Raw genomic sequence first — 16,642 nt, 5'->3', positions numbered from 1 at the left:
CGATATTTTGTGGTTAGAAATAAGTTTTATGTGTTAGGTTATATTCACCTTAATAATGAATATCATTTCAGAGGCTTCATTTAGTAAGTATGAAGGATTCAGACTTTTTCACCTGGCGACGGGATTGCTTCCTCCGGTTTCAGGCACTGACCAGTGCCAGTGAGGTATATCAGGAACTACAGCGACAAACTCAGGCGCTCGAATTTGATTATTACGCACTCTGTGTACGCCATCCTGTGCCATTTACGCGCCCCAGGATATCTGTACACGCCACGTATCCACAACGGTGGATGGCGCAATATCAGTCAGAGAATTATTTCGCCATTGATCCGGTGCTCAAACCGGAGAATTTCATTCAGGGCCATTTACCCTGGACGGATGAATTATTCGCGGACGCTGAGGCATTATGGAATGGCGCACGCGACCATGGCTTGCGTAAGGGAATAACACAGTGCCTGATGCTGCCAAATCACGCGCTCGGTTTCCTGTCCGTTTCGTGTACCAGCGTTCAGGCGGGCGCGATCACCAGCGAAGAATTAGAGCTGCGGTTGCAGATGCTGCTGCAAATGGCGTTAACCAGCCTGCTGCGTTTTGAAGATGAGATGGTGATGCCACCCGAAATGAAATTCAGCAAACGTGAGCGGGAAATTCTGAAATGGACTGCGGAAGGGAAGACATCAGCGGAAATAGCGATCATTCTCTCTATCTCGGAGAATACCGTTAACTTCCATCAGAAGAATATGCAGAAGAAATTCAACGCGCCAAACAAGACGCAGATTGCGTGTTACGCGGCGGCGACAGGGTTAATCTGAGCAGAGAGAACGTTCTGCGTGCCAGACGAGATAACGGCTGAATGCAACACATTCAGCCGTTTTTTTTACTGACGGTAGGCTTGTTTAATTTGCTTAACGGTATTGGCAAATACCGCTGACTCAGCCTGGTTTTCCATCTGCGCGATTTGCTTTTCCATTTTAATGATCACACGTCCGGCGTCAGCCTGACCCATTGCCTGTAACATCAGCGTCAGCAGGGCTTTCAGGCAGTTGACTTCCTGGGCCAGTTCCTGGCTATTCTCCGCAGTTGCAAATTCAGGTGTGCTCATTTATTTTCCTCGTTATAAAACAGCGCTCGCGCGCGATGATGCAAGTCAAGGCGGCGGAGTATACCACAAGCTGTTCCAAAAAATGCAGCGGTTGTTTTTCATACTTTTCCGCAGGGTGTTTATTTGCATAAACACCGCGTGCCAGTAAACTGTACAGGGTCGAAGATTATTAATTGTTTATGGCCGGTTCGCTTGCCGTTAATTATTGTTACAAAAATTTGAGAACTGTTTTTTTGACCGTGACGGGGCAGCGATTTTTGTAACCTTTTGAATACAGATGCTTAAAAAAAGCCGTACAAGCGCTCACCGCGCGGGCTTTCTTTCCAGCATCTGTACAGGCTAATTTCCAAAAACGCGAGCGAAATCGAATAGCCGGTTTTTTAACGTTTTAATCTTGTGAGGAAAAACGTTAATATAAAGCCAATTATCACTCAGTAGCGTTATCCCTATTCTGGAGACATTCCCTTTGATCAACGTCCTTCTTGTTGATGACCACGAACTGGTGCGCGCAGGGATACGACGCATTCTTGAAGATATAAAAGGTATTAAAGTTGCCGGTGAGGCGTGCTGTGGCGAAGATGCCGTTAAATGGTGCCGCACCAATTCAGCCGATGTGGTGCTGATGGATATGAACATGCCCGGTATCGGTGGGCTTGAAGCAACACGCAAAATCGCGCGTACCTTTGTTGACACAAAAGTCATCATGCTGACCGTACATACCGAAAACCCGCTTCCTGCGAAGGTGATGCAGGCAGGGGCGGCAGGTTACCTCAGTAAAGGCGCCGCGCCGCAGGAAGTGGTGAACGCGATTCGTTCCGTCTTTGCCGGCCAGCGTTACATTGCTTCCGACATTGCGCAACAAATGGCGCTGAGCCAGATTGAGCCGGAGAAAACCGAATCTCCGTTTGCCAGTTTGTCTGAGCGTGAATTGCAGATTATGCTGATGATCACCAAAGGCCAGAAGGTAAATGAGATCTCGGAGCAACTGAATCTCAGCCCGAAAACGGTGAACAGCTATCGTTATCGGATGTTCAGTAAACTGAACATCCACGGTGATGTTGAACTGACTCATCTTGCCATCCGTCATGGTCTGTGTAATGCGGAGACGTTATTAAGTCAGTGAGTGATGTATTTGATTCAAAAGCATTTCTGAAAACCGTGACCAGCCAGCCTGGCGTTTATCGCATGTATGACGCTGGCGGTACGGTTATCTACGTGGGGAAGGCGAAAGATCTCAAGAAACGCCTCTCCAGCTATTTTCGCAGCAACCTTGCCTCCCGTAAGACTGAAGCGCTGGTCGCGCTCATCCAGAATATTGATGTCACCGTCACCCATACGGAGACAGAAGCACTCCTGCTTGAGCACAACTATATTAAGCTCTATCAGCCGCGCTATAACGTTCTGCTCCGGGATGATAAATCCTACCCGTTTATTTTTCTGAGCGGCGATACCCATCCCCGGCTCGCGATGCACCGTGGTGCGAAACATGCGAAGGGTGAATACTTTGGGCCGTTTCCTAACGGCTATGCCGTGCGTGAGACGCTGGCGCTGCTGCAAAAAATCTTTCCTGTTCGTCAGTGCGAAAACAGTGTCTACCGTAACCGCTCGCGTCCGTGCCTGCAGTACCAGATTGGCCGCTGTCTGGGGCCCTGCGTCGCCGGGCTGGTGAGTGAAGAAGAGTACGCGCAGCAGGTTGAGTACGTGCGCCTGTTTTTAGCCGGTAAAGACGATCAGGTCCTGACCCAACTGATTGCCCGTATGGAGAAAGCCAGCGCCGCGCTGGAGTTTGAAGAGGCCGCGCGCATACGTGACCAGATTCAGGCGGTGCGCCGGGTGACGGAGAAACAGTTTGTTTCGAACACCGGTGACGATCTCGACGTGATCGGCGTTGCCTTTGATGCCGGTCTGGCCTGTGTGCATGTGCTGTTTATTCGTCAGGGCAAAGTGCTCGGCAGCCGCAGCTATTTCCCGAAAGTACCAGGCGGTACGGAGCTGGGTGAAGTGGTTGAAACGTTTGTCGGCCAGTTTTATCTGCAGGGGAGCCAGATGCGCACGCTACCGTCGGAGATCCTGCTTGATTTTAACCTTGCCGATAAAACCCTGCTGGCCGATTCCTTATCCGAGCTGGCGGGACGTCGGGTGAATGTCCAGACCAAACCGCGCGGCGACCGTGCGCGTTATCTGAAGCTGGCGCGTACCAATGCCGCGACAGCGCTCAGCACCAAACTTTCCCAGCAGTCGACGGTGAGTCAGCGTTTAACGGCTCTGGCGACGCTGCTGAAATTGCCGGAAGTGAAACGCATGGAGTGTTTCGACATCAGCCATACCATGGGGGAGCAGACCGTTGCTTCCTGCGTGGTGTTCGATGCGAACGGTCCGCTGCGTGCTGAGTATCGTCGCTACAACATCACCGGCATCACCCCGGGGGATGACTATGCGGCAATGAATCAGGTGCTGCGTCGTCGCTATGGTAAAGCCATTGAAGAGAGCAAGATCCCGGATGTGATCCTGATTGACGGCGGGAAAGGGCAACTCGGCCAGGCGAAGGCGGTCTTTGAATCCCTGGATGTCAGCTGGGATAAAAACCATCCCCTGCTGTTGGGGGTGGCAAAAGGGGCCGATCGTAAAGCCGGGCTGGAGACGTTGTTCTTCGAGCCGGAAGGTGAAGGCTTTAGCCTGCCGCCGGATTCCCCGGCGCTGCATGTTATTCAGCATATTCGCGATGAGTCACACGATCACGCCATTAGCGGTCACCGTAAAAAACGGGCGAAGGTGAAAAACACCAGCACGCTGGAGACCATTGAAGGCGTTGGGCCAAAACGTCGCCAGATGCTGCTGAAGTATATGGGCGGATTGCAAGGATTACTCAACGCCAGCATGGAGGAAATTGCAAAAGTGCCGGGTATTTCGCAAGGGCTGGCAGAAAAGATCTACTACTCGTTGAAACATTGAGGGCTCTGTAGCAACATAGAGCTAAATTTTACTGACAACAAATAGTTACCGTCATTATGCAATATAACATCCCTACGTTGCTCACTCTCTTTCGCGTCGTGCTTATCCCGTTCTTTGTACTCGCGTTTTATCTGCCGTTTGTCTGGGCCCCTTTTGCCTGTGCGCTGATTTTCCTGGTTGCCGCGGTCACCGACTGGTTTGATGGTTATCTGGCGCGCCGCTGGAACCAAAGCACCCGTTTTGGTGCTTTCCTCGATCCGGTGGCCGATAAAGTGATGGTGGCTATTGCCATGGTGCTGGTGGCTGAACATTACCATACCTGGTGGGTGACACTGCCAGCCGCCACCATGATTGGACGCGAGATCATCATCTCTGCACTGCGTGAATGGATGGCTGAACTGGGTAAACGCAGCAGCGTGGCGGTATCCTGGATCGGTAAAGTGAAAACCACCGCGCAAATGGCGGCGCTGGTCTGGATGCTGTGGCGTCCGAACGCCTGGGTAGAGTGGGCGGGAATCGGCCTGCTGTGGGTTGCCGCGGTGCTGACCCTGTGGTCAATGCTGCAATATTTGAACGCGGCGCGCGGAGATTTGCTTGAACAGTGATCGTTTCGCCGTAATTTTCAGCAAACGATCCGGGGATGCAAAAAATAACGTTGACTCATCACGTCATATCAGTAGAATGCAACGCATCGAACGGCGGCACAGTTAGCCGGACGATAATGAAATCAAGTGGTTAGCAGTTAACTTGATGACATGCGGGAATAGCTCAGTTGGTAGAGCACGACCTTGCCAAGGTCGGGGTCGCGAGTTCGAGTCTCGTTTCCCGCTCCAGATTAAAGACATGCGCGATAGCGGGTGTCAGTTTGAAAAAGTTTTACGGCGCGTTAGCAAAGCGGTTATGTAGCGGATTGCAAATCCGTCTAGTCCGGTTCGACTCCGGAACGCGCCTCCACTTTCTTCCCGAGCCCGGATGGTGGAATCGGTAGACACAAGGGATTTAAAATCCCTCGGCGTTCGCGCTGTGTGGGTTCAAGTCCCACTCCGGGTACCATGGGAAACAAAGAATAATCAAAGCAATAAGCAGTGTCGTGAAACCACCGAAAGGTGGTTTTTTTGTGTCTGTAACTTGGGTCGATGGCAGTAAAATGGTAGCAGCATGGCAGTGATGATTTAAATGTTCTGAGCCCGATTATCAAAGCGGTTTAGTGGCCGGCTACGTCAAGGTGATTTGGAGCGAAGTGAGCGTATCTCATCGTCATCATGATCATATTGTGGCCGAGAATTTGCTGCAATGTAAGATTGTTTCCCCCACGCATCATAAAGTGGCTGGCAAAGGTATGTTTGGGCACATGGGGGCGCTGACCTTTAGGCTGCTCTATCCCGGTCCGTCTAAGTGCTGATTTGAAAGCCTCATATGTAGAGGAAAAGAGTGAACCGCGTTTTTTGGGAAGCATTTCTTGTAACTGCGATGAAATGGGTACTGTCGGTTCTTCTTACTTTTGGTCTGTGTAAAGGTCAGACGTCCGGGAAGAATTTGAGATTGTTTTGAGTCCTGTGCTTCACTCCAGTATGTATCTGTGGTCAGGCAAATCCGCACGATAATTACCAAATCTTTGTTTGCTGACTGGTCACAAGTTTCAAGAAGCCGATCAATTTCCTCCTCGTAAAGAAAAGCCAGCTCCTGATGTCATTCCTTAAACTGCCTGATACTTGAAAGCGGGTTATCACCCTCCCACTCACCCAGCCGTTTCATCTCCGAGTAGCCAGAGGGGCCCGTTGGTTGATCGCGATAAGCTGCACATCCGGCTGAACTATGAAACCATCGAAAACGGAAACGCCAACGGCGATAACGTCCTGCGAATCACTGGTATTTACTGCCCGATTACGGACAATGACTCTTTGATCTTCACCCGCACCACTCAATGCAAATCGTGCCGAAGCGTCAGAATGCTAACAGTGTGGCCGTTGACGTTGGTTTTTCAGGCGGCAGCGGCGCACCCCGGAGTTCTGTCAATAACTATACGCAGGAATCTGTTTTAGGTGCCGACAATGTTGAAAATCTCGCCAGCGAGTTAGCAGAGCAGTTGGTGGTGACGCTACCAATTGAGGACGTGACGGTGAATTTGCATGCACTCTCTCGGCAGGGAAAGAGAGAACTGGCACAACAGCTTAGTGATGATATGTAGAGTAAGCGTAAAAAACAGCTACCGCAACGGGATGAGGGAGCCAGACTAACCATAAAAGAGTTTTTATTAAAGAACTTCTCGGCCTGCATGGAATTGATGCCGGAGTTGGGATGATAAAATGATTAATTACGGGAGTGCATATTGGCTATGGTAATCTGATCTTCGCGGTTAAAGATGGGGGGCTGACGATTAACAATCGATTGGATGCGGGCTTTGGAGTTTCAACTAAACAAAAGATGGCGAACATTTTAGATAGAGATAGAATACTTGAAAGGTTGTAGAAAGCCTTGGATGTTAAATGATAGGCAAAATGGTGCCTTGTTATAAGTGGGATGGGTTATGAATGTTATAAAAATAGAAGTAGATGGTAAGCCCAAACAGACTGTTATTTATGGTAATGTAAAGAAAACAATAATTTTCTATTTAGTGATTTCCTTTTTAATTCTTACTGGAATGTATTTTTCACGTTATTGCGATGAGCCATATACATATCTTTTGATTAGCCCATCTTTTTATAATAATTCTTATCTCAGCTGGATTACTGGTGTTTGGGGCAGTTTTTTAGGAATACATGGTACTATAGCTGCTTTATCTATAACTTTCATGGGAATGTTTGTTGATCAAGTTTCTAAAACGTCTGAGCATGGTTTCGAGTCTTTGTCTAAAGTGCTTTTACTAAGAGAATATAACTTTTTAGGGTTTAGTGTCCAATCAGTATGCAGCCTTTTATGTGGTGTTTTTTTACTTCTTATTGGTAGCGGTTTAATTGGGTATTTTATTTCGTCTTTCTTCTCATTGTTTTTTATTATTAAATACGGGATGATGTATTATAGACTTTATAATATAACAGAAGAATCTGGCATTATTAATGGGGTTTTGTTGGACTCTATACGCTCTACGGGAAAAAAATATAACGAGGTAAACAAGCAACGTCAGGAAATTACTAAAGAATTTTCCAATGTGATTTCTAATTGCACTTACTACAGTAATGATCAGAGTGCTTTCTACTGGAGTGATGATTCTATAACATTAAATGTTTTCCCTGAAGGAGCCGATATTGCTATTTCAGGTTACGACCCGAAGGTGTTCAATGAACTTTCAAATAAACTTATGGGGTTTAATCTTAAACACACCCCTACCTTATTTCTCTCTTTGTCATTTTTATCGCCCATATCAACTTCTTCAATAAAGATCATAACTACTGTTGATTCTGATTTAACTGAAGAACACATTTCACTAATTGAATCTATTTTGAAGAAAGGATTAACTTTTAGCGCTATCCCTTATGTTTATAGCGATTTTAAAAAGTTTGAAGAAGCACTTGTAGAAAACATAAGAAACCGTTTACTAAATGGTGATGAGTGGTCGTTAGATTTTGGAGTGCGTATTTTTAATGAATTAACTTCAAATGAAAACTATATAGACACATTAAAAAACATCGATTTATCAATAACATCATCGAATACCAAAGATCTTGTGAAGACATCAATGCTCGCAAAGTTTTTTGAAAAAATGATTTACGAGGCTATTAACCAAAACGATCTAGAGAAAGCAGCGAATATAATGCGGTCATTGATTGGTCTTGCGAGATATATTTATAGCAAGAGTAATTTTTCCGACTTTTACAAAAGAGTTTTTAGATTTTTTGAACACAGAGTGAGGTATCGTTCGGAAGAATCAAATTATGTGTTCTTAGATTTATATATATCAATAGTTTTGCGAAACTTAGTTTATAATAACTATGCAGCATTCAAAGTTGATACTGATTTTGTTACTAATAGATTGCAATACTTAGATCTTACTAATAAGACAGAACATGACACACTGAACGACATGCAACGTAAAATGTTACGCTGCTTATTTGAAGTAGTAACTTTGTTAATTATGCGGATAGAACATGTTGAAAAAAAGGAAGGGGAGTTCAAAGAAGAGCTTAACGACTTAATTTCTTTATTGAAATCTTGGGTGAATGCTAAGTTTTTGCAAGAACTATATTATAAGAAAGAACTTTACGATGTATTATTTTCAATTCCTCAGGAGTTTTCGGTGTTTGATGCGGAAACTAAAATTCGAGAAATTCCTGATGGAGAGGCAACGTGGAGATCGGTTTCGAATGATACATATAAGATGATTGCATTCATCCTTACTCAAAGTTCATTCAATAATAATCAATTCAATCTCTTATTTGTCAGAGATGTACCTGAGTTCAAAAATGCAACTTCAATATTAACGCATGAATTAAATTCTATTGTGACGTATATGAATGGAGACTCTTTTGTAAAATTGTTTAAACTCATTACTAATACAAACGTCTCCGATAGCAAAAATAAACAACAAGTTGTGTCAAAACTGGAGTCAATTATTTCGTCATTAAATTCTTTAGTATTGCGCAACGTAATTGAATCAGAATTAGAACCCTCGCTGGTTGATAAATACAGAAACGAAATAATATTTTCTGTGGAGAAACTCTTTGAGCTAATCATGCCATTAGATGCTATCTCTTTAGAAGCTGAAGTGAATGGAATTGATACTTGTCTCTTAATAAATAAAAGGGAAATTATTACCGCAACAGACGGGGTTTCTTATGAAATGAATATTCACAACCATAGTCAATGGTTAATATATGAATGGATTCGAAGCGTACTGAATAGTATCAATGCAAATGTTGCGAAGATTATTTGCATTAATAACCCTCAAGATTTATTAACCGACAAGGTAATCACGATAGAATATATGGTTGAAGATAAGGTTAATACGTTTAGTCATTCAAGAGGTTTAAAGATTACTGATAAGGAAGGTCATCTAAATTTAAATGGATCAGGATTGTACTATTTGGATTTATTAAGTAATTTTGATTTGAGGAAATCAAAGGAATTACTATCTGTAAATATTGAAAAAGTTTCCGACAACAATATTGAAGTCATTAAGGCACGATATGATTTTGAAAATGACAACCCTTATTTATACTCAGTTTTAAATGCCTCATTTAATATCATTGCGGTACCAAATAATATATGTAACCTTTATTTCTTATCAGAGGATGCATGTAAACTAATCAATGAAAGGCAAGAAAGAGAAATGGAACAGTTGGTTAAAGGAAATAGAACCGAGAATCCTGATAACAGTAATGTGTCTTAAAAATATATATGAGAAGTAATTAGCTATCCTAGATTTAATTCGCGCATATGCACAGATTTTTTGGAGGGGAATATTTTCAAGTCAAACCAGAAACTGCATCCCTTAGCTGCTGCACAACAGTGCACAAATTTGCACAATTTTTTTGATGCTGTTTATGTCCTTTCCGACCAGTGATGGCGCGGTTGGGAGCAGAATCGGCAAATGCGCAAAAATCTAAGCAAATGTCACGCGTAGGTGACGAGGGAACAGCCCACGCGAAAGGGGGAAGGGAGGGGATGCCTTTTAATGCCATGCTTCGGCTTTTCCTGCCTTCTACGCGCTCTTCTCGCTTCCTCTTCTTGGAGGATATCGTTTTGGTCGGCCAGTTTCTTGCACTGCGCTATCGCCTCACAAAGTGCTACACATGGTGATGTCGAGACGGTTGGCAAGTGCATTCATAAGCTGAGCTGATGCAACTGGCAGGAACTTAGCAGCGATATGTGCTGCTGAATCAACTTCTCTCAGGTCATGTATGGATGTAACTAGATGACGTTCTGCTTGTTCGTCATGGATAGTTTCTCCGTATAATATGCGCTCTGCACGGCGCGGAAAATTTAAAAAATTAACTAAAGTTTTTCCTAAGTGGACCGATTATATTTTTGAGTTTTCTTGGTGTTTTAGCTTTTTAAGGAGCGGCTTGTGGCTAAAGAAAAACTTGAAATACCTTTTGAAGGGAATGAGCAGTACTATGAAGGTATCCGTGGTTTTTTTATAAGTTTCATTTGTTCAATTTTAGGAGTTATCCTTTACGCTAGCTTGTTGGGTAAACTAACTCTAAGAAATTTTAACCTTAATACCTTTATTGTATTCCTGGGATGTGGTGCACTTTGTCTAGTGATTTTAGTTCTGTCCTTTAAAAGAACTAATAGAGTGATAGTTTATTTCAGTGATCCGACACCTCGCCCGAGAGTTGCATTTGTTTTCTTGATTCTGTCATATATAGTCGTAGGTACATTTTGCGCTCTCTTATTCGATATACCTGATATTCCTGATCGCCCCTTAACTACGGGTTCCAGATTTGGAAAACATATAAAGCATTTGTCATTACTGGAGGGTGTTTAATTATCTTCCTCTCGGGTTTTAGCAATTATGCCGTGAATAGGGTAGCTCCGTTAAAGGGTTAAGATTCAGTCCTTAAGCCATAGATAAGCAGGAATAGCCATTTTCAAAACTCCATTTGTGAGTAAACGACAATTAACGTTTAAAACAGGACCTCATGCAATTCATACTGTGTCATTGATGGGAATGATTTAATGACGTTACTTATTGAAATTAATAATAAAATTAATAAATTGATCTTAAGCAGTACAACGTGCCTCAATTGTTCTTATGTTTCTGGTTTTGCCTGACTAAAGGGATAATGATGATATGTATACCTATTTACCCGCCCCGTGGGCTGGAAATTTTGCGGGAACACATTAGGCTCGCGAGGGCGCGGTGTGAAGTGCAGGACATGGAAACTCCGCTTGCTTATATTTGGTTTTATCAGCGAGTCAGAAACAGAGGGCTGTGGGATTACAAACAAAAAGGCTGGTGCGGCGCAGTGGAAAGCGGGCACATCAAGAAAAGAATGGGGAAATTTCATGCAAGGCCCACCGTTCGGCGATGACCCGATTGATCAGTTCTGGATAAAACAGGGAATAGACTATGCTAAACAGCACCACTTTTAGAGTGCTGCATTGGACCGCCACGGTGATTATGGTCGTTATGATCGCGATGTACTGCTATTTACAGCATATTCAGCGCTTAACTGTGCGAGACAAGCTTTACGAGGTTCGTCAGCTCACTCCGCGGACGTGGCTATATATCACTGAATACGCAGAACCGGACACGACAACAGGGGACGTATACCGCTATTTCTTGGCGAGCAAGTTTGACGGCGATCCCCTGGAGGGACTCGAAAAACAGCACATTGCCCCCACGCTTACAGCGAACACGCCACGAGCAAAAGTTGATGGAATCGGAAATAACATCTCTTTCACCGTTCATGGCACCGTATACGATTTTACGACCTCCGCATTTTTTTATGATGCTGAGGGGATAGCGGTTGCGCCATCGGTCGATTTAACTGCTCGCGGTGAAGGCTGGGATAAAGGGAAATTCAACAAATAAATAATGTTGGCGCGCTCTGCTGTTCAAGAAGTTAATGACCAGCCTTTGACATCACACCCCGCCCAAATACGCCTTCCTCACCTCCTGATTCCCCAGTAACTCCTCACCGCTGCCGCTCAGGCGGATCTGCCCGTTAACCATCACGTAGCCGCGGTCAGAAAGCTTCAGCGCGTGGTGCGCGTTCTGCTCCACCAGAAAAATGGTCATCCCGTTGCGGGCCAGTTCGCGCAGCGTCTGAAAGATCTGTTTCACCACAATCGGCGCCAGGCCGAGGCTGGGTTCATCCAGTAACAGGAGTTTAGGGCGGCTCATCAGCGCCCGGGCGATAGCCAGCATCTGCTGTTCCCCGCCGGACATGGTCATCGCGCGCTGTTTACGCCGCTCTTTGAGGCGAGGGAAGAGGTCAAACATGGTGTGCATATCTTCCGTTGCAAACTGGCTGCCAATGGGGATGGTCCCCATCAGCAGGTTCTCCTCCACGGTCATATCGGGAAAAATGCGTCGTCCTTCCGGCGCCTGGGCAATGCCTTCGGAGGCGACATAGTGGGTCGATTTATGGCTAATGTCCTCTCCGCAAAACACGATCTGCCCGCTGCGAATACGCGGCTGGCCGAAGATAGACATCAGTAATGTCGATTTACCCGCGCCGTTAGCGCCTATCAGCGCCACGGTCTCCCCTTTGTTTACTTCAAGGGTTACCTGTTTCAGCGCCTGGATCACGCCGTAAAACACGTCCACCTCGCGAAAGGCCAGCATCGGTTCGCTCATAGATTGACCTCGCTTTCATCGGTGCCCAGATACGCGGCGATCACTTTTTCATCATGCTGGATCTGCTCGGGTTTTCCCCTGGCGATGACGTCTCCATGGTCGAGCACAATGATGTCGTCCGAAATCTCCATCACCATTCCCATATCGTGTTCAATCAACAGTACCGTAATGCCGTGATGGTCGCGCAGAAAACGGATGATGTTGCTCAGCTTGTGCGTTTCAACCGGGTTGAGCCCGGCGGCGGGTTCATCCAGACAGATCATCTCTGGTCCGGTGCACATGGCGCGCGCGATTTCCAGACGCCGCTGCTGGCCGTAGGACATCTCGCCCGCCAGGCGATTGGCACACTCCACAAGATCCACCACCTCAAGCCAGTAGAAGGCCCTGTCCAGGGCGTCGCTCTCTGCCCGTCGGTAAGCGGGGGTATTGAGGATCCCGGCGAGCAAATTACGATTAACGCGCATATGCTGTGCGACCAGCAGGTTTTCCACGACCGACATCTCGCGGAACAGACGAATGTTCTGGAAGGTGCGTGCCAGCCCGGCGCGGTTAACCAGATGCGTCCCGCCTAACATCTTATAGAAAAGGCGCTGCCCCAACTGTGCAGGGTGAATCCAGTCGTCCGGCTGGAATTTTTGCCCGAGAACCTGAATGACGTTGGTCGTACTGTTGCGTGCATTAAACAGAATGTTCCCGCCGGACGCTTTATAGAAGCCGGTCAGGCAGTTAAAGACGGTGGTTTTGCCAGCGCCGTTTGGGCCGATAAGGGCGGTAATTGAACCGCGCTGCACGTCGAGATTGACGTCATTAAGCGCCTTGATCCCGCCAAAATGCATCATCAGGTGCTCTACGCTTAAAATCGTTCCATTCATGGCGCCACGCCCTTACGCACGGCAAACCCGCTGCGGTTAATGCGGATCAACCCGCGCGGACGCCAGATCATCATCACTACCATCAGCATGCCAAACAGCAGGACGCGATACTCAGCAAAGCTGCGCAACAGCTCGGGTGTCACGGTGAGCACAAAGGCTGCCAGCACGACTCCGAGCGTAGAGCCCATGCCGCCCAATACCACGATGGCGAGGATCAGCGCAGATTCAAAAAAGGTGAATGAGGTTGGATTCACAAAACCCTGATAGGTGGCAAAGAACACGCCCGCAATCCCGGCCGTTGACGCGCCCAGCGTAAAGGCCGAAAGCTTAACCAGCACATGGTTGAGGCCCATGGAGCGGCAGGCGATTTCATCTTCCCGCAGGGCTTCCCATGCCCGGCCAATTGGCATTCGTGTCAGGCGATGCTTGATATAAAGCACCAGCAGCACCACCAGAAACAGCACCGCGTAAATAAAGATAAACTTCATATTCGGGTTGTACGTCAGATGGAAAAATTCATGAAATGGCACGCCACCTTCTTTGGCGCGTCGACCAAACTCCAGTCCGAAAAACGTAGGCGGCGGCGCTGACACGCCATTAGGCCCGCCGGTGAAGGTTAGCCAGTTGTTCAGTACCAGACGGATAATTTCCCCGAACCCGAGCGTCACAATCGCCAGGTAGTCGCCGTGCATGCGCAGCACCGGGAAGCCGAGCAGGGCACCGGCAGCCGCAGCCATAATTGCCGCCAGCGGCAGCATGCTCCAGAATCCGAGTCCCAGATATTGATACCCCAACGCCAGCCCGTAAGCGCCGATGGCGTAGAAGGCGACATACCCCAGATCCAGCAGTCCGGCCAGACCCACGACGATATTCAGGCCGAGGCCGAGCAGGACGTAAATCAGCCCGAGGATAGCAACCGTCAGCAGATATTTGGTGGCGACAAACGGGAAGCAGATCGCAAGGGCGATCGCCAGAGGAATAACCCAGCGCAGACGGCTTTTGTATTCCGGCGGGCGAACATATACCCCCGCGCTGTCGGCTTCGAACCGCGCCTGAAAACGGGCCCCGGCAGCGGTACTTAAAAAAGCGCTCAGCAGAAAACGCCCAATCATCACTGTGCCAACCATCCAGGCCAGGCGCTGTCCGGCAAAGTTAAAGCTATACCCGTCCAGTACCACGCCCGCAATTGGGCCAAAAATAATCAATGCGATCAGCCCGGAAAACATCGCGTCCAGCAGGCAGCGCTTGAGGGAGAAACCGTGTGATGTCATCGTTTTCTCCTTCACACTTTGGCCACGACAGGGCGGCCGAGCAGCCCCTGAGGGCGGAAAATCAGGATCATGACCAGCAGCCCAAACGAGAACACATCTTTGTAGTCCGAGTTCACCATGCCGGAAAACTGAGCTTCGGCCACCCCCAGAATCAGCCCGCCGAGCATCGCGCCGGGCAAAGAGCCGATCCCCCCGAGCACCGCGGCGGTAAAGGCTTTGATACCAATCACAAACCCGACGTAGAAATCAAAGGTGCCATAATTCATGGTAATGAGCACCCCGGCCAGACCGGCCATTGCCGCGCCGATGACAAATACCAGAGAAATAATCCTGTCGGTATTTATCCCCAGAATGGAGGCCATTTTTCGATCCTGTTGTACCGCACGACACATGCGTCCCAGCCGGGTATGGCTGATAATCCAGGTGAGCAATAACATCCCGGCGAAGGAGGCGACCAGAATGAATACTTTGGTATAGGTAATCTGCACGAACCCCTCTCCCAGATGCAGACGAATCACGCCATCCAGCATGGTGGGAACCCCTTGCTGACGCGGCCCCTGGCTCAGTTGCGCGTAATTTTGCAGGATAAGCGACATGCCGATGGCGGAGATCAGCGGTGCCAGACGGGTGGAGTTGCGTAGCGGTTTATAGGCAATGCGCTCGATGGTCCAGCCATACACTCCGGTGACCACGATGGTGAATACCAGCGTGCCGAGGATCAGTAGAGGGAACGACTGCAGGCCGAAGAAGGAGAGCAGCGCCAGGCCAATCGCGCAGAGATAGGCAGAGATCATATACACTTCGCCGTGGGCGAAGTTAATCATGCCGATGATGCCGTACACCATCGTATAACCGATGGCGATGAGTCCGTAGACGGAGCCCAGCGTTAAGCCATTAATTAACTGTTGCAGGAAGAATGTACTCATCTTAGCGCGCTCTTTATAACGGCCGCATAAACCGCGCAGCCTGATGTGTTGTTTGCGTCGGCAGGCGGCCCTGCCGACGTTGAGCGTGACTCCGTCCCGTTACGGCACTTCCTTATACTTTCCTTTGTCGTCCCACTGATACACCACGTAGTCAGAGACTTTCAGATCGCCTTTGCTGTCCCAGGCTTTTTTGCCCATCACCGTATCGACGGAATTAGCCTTCAGCCATTCGCTGGCTTTGGCTGAGTCCTTGCCGCCCGTCGCCTTGAATGCCGCGGCGATAGCCTGCACGGAGGCATAGGAGTAGAGGGTGTATCCTTCCGGTTCGAATTTACCGGCGCGGAATTTCTCAATTACCGCTTTACCGTCCGGGATCAGGCGCGGATCTTTACCGAAGGTCATATAGATGCCGTTGGTATATTGCGGTCCTCCCGCCGCGGTCACCATCTCTTCGTTGACAATACAGTCGCCGGAGAAGAATTTTGCCTGCACGCCCTGTTCACGCATCTGGCGAACCAGCGGGCCGGCTTCAGGGTGACAGCCCCCGAAGAAGACGACGTCCGGTTTTTGCGCCCCAATTTTGGTGACCAGGGCGTTAAAGTCTTTTTCACCGCGGGATAACCCTTCGTACATTACGTCCTGCACGCCGCGTTTTGCCAGTGCGGCTTTGGTGGCGTCCGCCAGCCCCTGACCGTAGGTGTCTTTGTCGTGAATGATCACCACCCGTTTGGCTTTCAGCTTGTCGATAATGAAATCGCTGGCGACCTGACCCTGCTGGTCATCGCGGCCGCACATGCGGAACATATCGCTCATGCCGCGCTCGGTAATCTGCGGGTTGGTGGAGCCAGGCGTGATGGCGATGATCCCCGCGTCGCTGTACACCTCAGAGGCGGGCATGGTGGACGAGGAGCAGAAATGACCGACCACCGCGTTGACCTTATCCTGGTCGACTAAACGGTTGGCGACGGCAACGGCCTGCTTGGGCTCGCAGGCATCATCTCCCTGAACCAGCTTAATTTTTTCACCGTTGATCCCGCCTGCGGCGTTAATGTCCTCTGCTGCCTGTGTTGCGCCATGCCAGTACTGATCGCCGTAGGTGGCATTGGGGCCTGTAAATGGCCCGGCCACGCCAATGACAATATCTGCCCGGGCGGAAAATGCCGTCACCAGACAACCGGCCAACACAAGAGAAAGAGGAGTTCTGATTAATTTCAGCGACATTATTGTGTTCCTTAGCAATGAGGTTTTTGCACCACGGTGTAAACCCGAACGCC

16 protein-coding genes, 3 tRNA genes and 1 pseudogene are annotated in these 16,642 nt (G+C 48.2%); 12 read left to right on the top strand and 8 right to left on the bottom strand.

Annotated features, from left to right (window positions below):
• Positions 1-89: 89 nt before the first annotated feature.
• Positions 90-812: a transcriptional regulator SdiA gene (sdiA, locus tag ACQG22_RS14545; RefSeq protein WP_023622078.1), complete on the top strand. Its 723-nt coding sequence runs from the start codon at positions 90-92 to the stop codon at positions 810-812.
• Positions 813-877: 65 nt separating this feature from the next.
• On the opposite strand, the gene ACQG22_RS14540 is transcribed toward sdiA, so the two are convergent.
• Together ACQG22_RS14540 and ACQG22_RS14535 are read right to left on the bottom strand one after the other, a co-directional pair.
• On the bottom strand, positions 878-1,102 hold the full coding sequence (locus ACQG22_RS14540) for a DUF2594 family protein (protein WP_013096025.1): 225 nt from the start codon (positions 1,100-1,102) through the stop codon (positions 878-880).
• A complete protein-coding gene (locus ACQG22_RS14535) occupies positions 1,089-1,169 on the bottom strand; it encodes a hypothetical protein (protein WP_418250438.1) in 81 nt (26 codons plus the stop codon). The genes ACQG22_RS14540 and ACQG22_RS14535 overlap by 14 nt, the downstream gene beginning before the upstream one ends.
• A 399-nt stretch (positions 1,170-1,568) precedes the next feature.
• Between ACQG22_RS14535 and uvrY the strand changes: the two genes are divergently transcribed.
• The 6 genes from uvrY (at position 1,569) to ACQG22_RS14505 (ending at position 5,107) form a co-directional block, all read left to right on the top strand.
• Positions 1,569-2,225 (top strand): UvrY/SirA/GacA family response regulator transcription factor, encoded by a 657-nt coding sequence (uvrY, locus tag ACQG22_RS14530; RefSeq protein ID WP_013096026.1) that lies wholly within the window; start codon positions 1,569-1,571, stop codon positions 2,223-2,225.
• On the top strand, positions 2,222-4,054 hold the full coding sequence (uvrC, locus tag ACQG22_RS14525; RefSeq protein ID WP_013096027.1) for an excinuclease ABC subunit UvrC: 1,833 nt from the start codon (positions 2,222-2,224) through the stop codon (positions 4,052-4,054). Before uvrY ends, uvrC begins: the two co-directional genes overlap by 4 nt.
• Positions 4,055-4,110: 56 nt before the next feature.
• Entirely contained in the window at positions 4,111-4,659 is a 549-nt protein-coding gene (gene pgsA, locus ACQG22_RS14520) for a CDP-diacylglycerol--glycerol-3-phosphate 3-phosphatidyltransferase (protein ID WP_013096028.1), read from the top strand.
• 152 nt (positions 4,660-4,811) lie between these two features.
• A tRNA-Gly gene (locus ACQG22_RS14515) sits at positions 4,812-4,887 on the top strand.
• A 47-nt stretch (positions 4,888-4,934) separates the two neighbouring features.
• Positions 4,935-5,008: transfer RNA gene (locus ACQG22_RS14510), tRNA-Cys, on the top strand.
• Between the two features lie 12 nt (positions 5,009-5,020).
• Positions 5,021-5,107, top strand: a tRNA-Leu gene (locus ACQG22_RS14505).
• Positions 5,108-5,226: 119 nt separating this feature from the next.
• On the opposite strand, the pseudogene ACQG22_RS14500 reads toward ACQG22_RS14505, so the two are convergent.
• A pseudogene (locus tag ACQG22_RS14500) lies at positions 5,227-5,818 on the bottom strand (tyrosine-type recombinase/integrase); the annotation flags it as partial.
• Between the two features lie 160 nt (positions 5,819-5,978).
• Here ACQG22_RS14500 and ACQG22_RS14495 point away from each other — a divergent pair.
• The 5 genes from ACQG22_RS14495 (at position 5,979) to ACQG22_RS14475 (ending at position 11,531) form a co-directional block, all read left to right on the top strand.
• Positions 5,979-6,242: a hypothetical protein gene (locus ACQG22_RS14495; RefSeq protein WP_045903200.1), complete on the top strand. Its 264-nt coding sequence runs from the start codon at positions 5,979-5,981 to the stop codon at positions 6,240-6,242.
• A gap of 339 nt (positions 6,243-6,581) precedes the next feature.
• Entirely contained in the window at positions 6,582-9,380 is a 2,799-nt protein-coding gene (locus tag ACQG22_RS14490; protein ID WP_426711562.1) for a hypothetical protein, read from the top strand.
• Positions 9,381-10,058: 678 nt separating this feature from the next.
• Positions 10,059-10,481, top strand: coding sequence for a hypothetical protein (locus ACQG22_RS14485; protein ID WP_426711561.1), 423 nt, complete (start codon positions 10,059-10,061; stop codon positions 10,479-10,481).
• 404 nt (positions 10,482-10,885) lie between these two features.
• Entirely contained in the window at positions 10,886-11,089 is a 204-nt protein-coding gene (locus ACQG22_RS14480) for a hypothetical protein (RefSeq protein ID WP_229284396.1), read from the top strand.
• Positions 11,067-11,531 (top strand): hypothetical protein, encoded by a 465-nt coding sequence (locus tag ACQG22_RS14475; protein ID WP_029882582.1) that lies wholly within the window; start codon positions 11,067-11,069, stop codon positions 11,529-11,531. Before ACQG22_RS14480 ends, ACQG22_RS14475 begins: the two co-directional genes overlap by 23 nt.
• A gap of 51 nt (positions 11,532-11,582) precedes the next feature.
• Here the strand turns inward: ACQG22_RS14475 and ACQG22_RS14470 are convergent, their stop codons facing one another.
• The 5 genes from ACQG22_RS14470 to ACQG22_RS14450 all read right to left on the bottom strand — a co-directional run bounded on the left by ACQG22_RS14470 (position 11,583) and on the right by ACQG22_RS14450 (position 16,589).
• Positions 11,583-12,299 (bottom strand): ABC transporter ATP-binding protein, encoded by a 717-nt coding sequence (locus ACQG22_RS14470; protein ID WP_013096030.1) that lies wholly within the window; start codon positions 12,297-12,299, stop codon positions 11,583-11,585.
• On the bottom strand, positions 12,296-13,171 hold the full coding sequence (locus tag ACQG22_RS14465) for an ABC transporter ATP-binding protein (RefSeq protein WP_369706652.1): 876 nt from the start codon (positions 13,169-13,171) through the stop codon (positions 12,296-12,298). The genes ACQG22_RS14470 and ACQG22_RS14465 overlap by 4 nt, the downstream gene beginning before the upstream one ends.
• Positions 13,168-14,442 (bottom strand): high-affinity branched-chain amino acid ABC transporter permease LivM, encoded by a 1,275-nt coding sequence (gene livM, locus ACQG22_RS14460; RefSeq protein WP_369706653.1) that lies wholly within the window; start codon positions 14,440-14,442, stop codon positions 13,168-13,170. Before livM ends, ACQG22_RS14465 begins: the two co-directional genes overlap by 4 nt.
• A gap of 11 nt (positions 14,443-14,453) precedes the next feature.
• On the bottom strand, positions 14,454-15,368 hold the full coding sequence (locus ACQG22_RS14455; protein WP_020687620.1) for an ABC transporter permease subunit: 915 nt from the start codon (positions 15,366-15,368) through the stop codon (positions 14,454-14,456).
• A 99-nt stretch (positions 15,369-15,467) separates the two neighbouring features.
• Positions 15,468-16,589: a branched-chain amino acid ABC transporter substrate-binding protein gene (locus ACQG22_RS14450; protein WP_029882586.1), complete on the bottom strand. Its 1,122-nt coding sequence runs from the start codon at positions 16,587-16,589 to the stop codon at positions 15,468-15,470.
• Between the last annotated feature and the right edge of the window lie 53 nt (positions 16,590-16,642).

The organism is Enterobacter cloacae complex sp. 309I3, from assembly GCF_050031595.1.
Classification (GTDB): Bacteria; Pseudomonadota; Gammaproteobacteria; order Enterobacterales; family Enterobacteriaceae; genus Enterobacter; species Enterobacter cloacae.
Note: the sequence above shows the minus strand (reverse complement) of the source record. Positions and strands in the feature narration are given on the sequence as shown.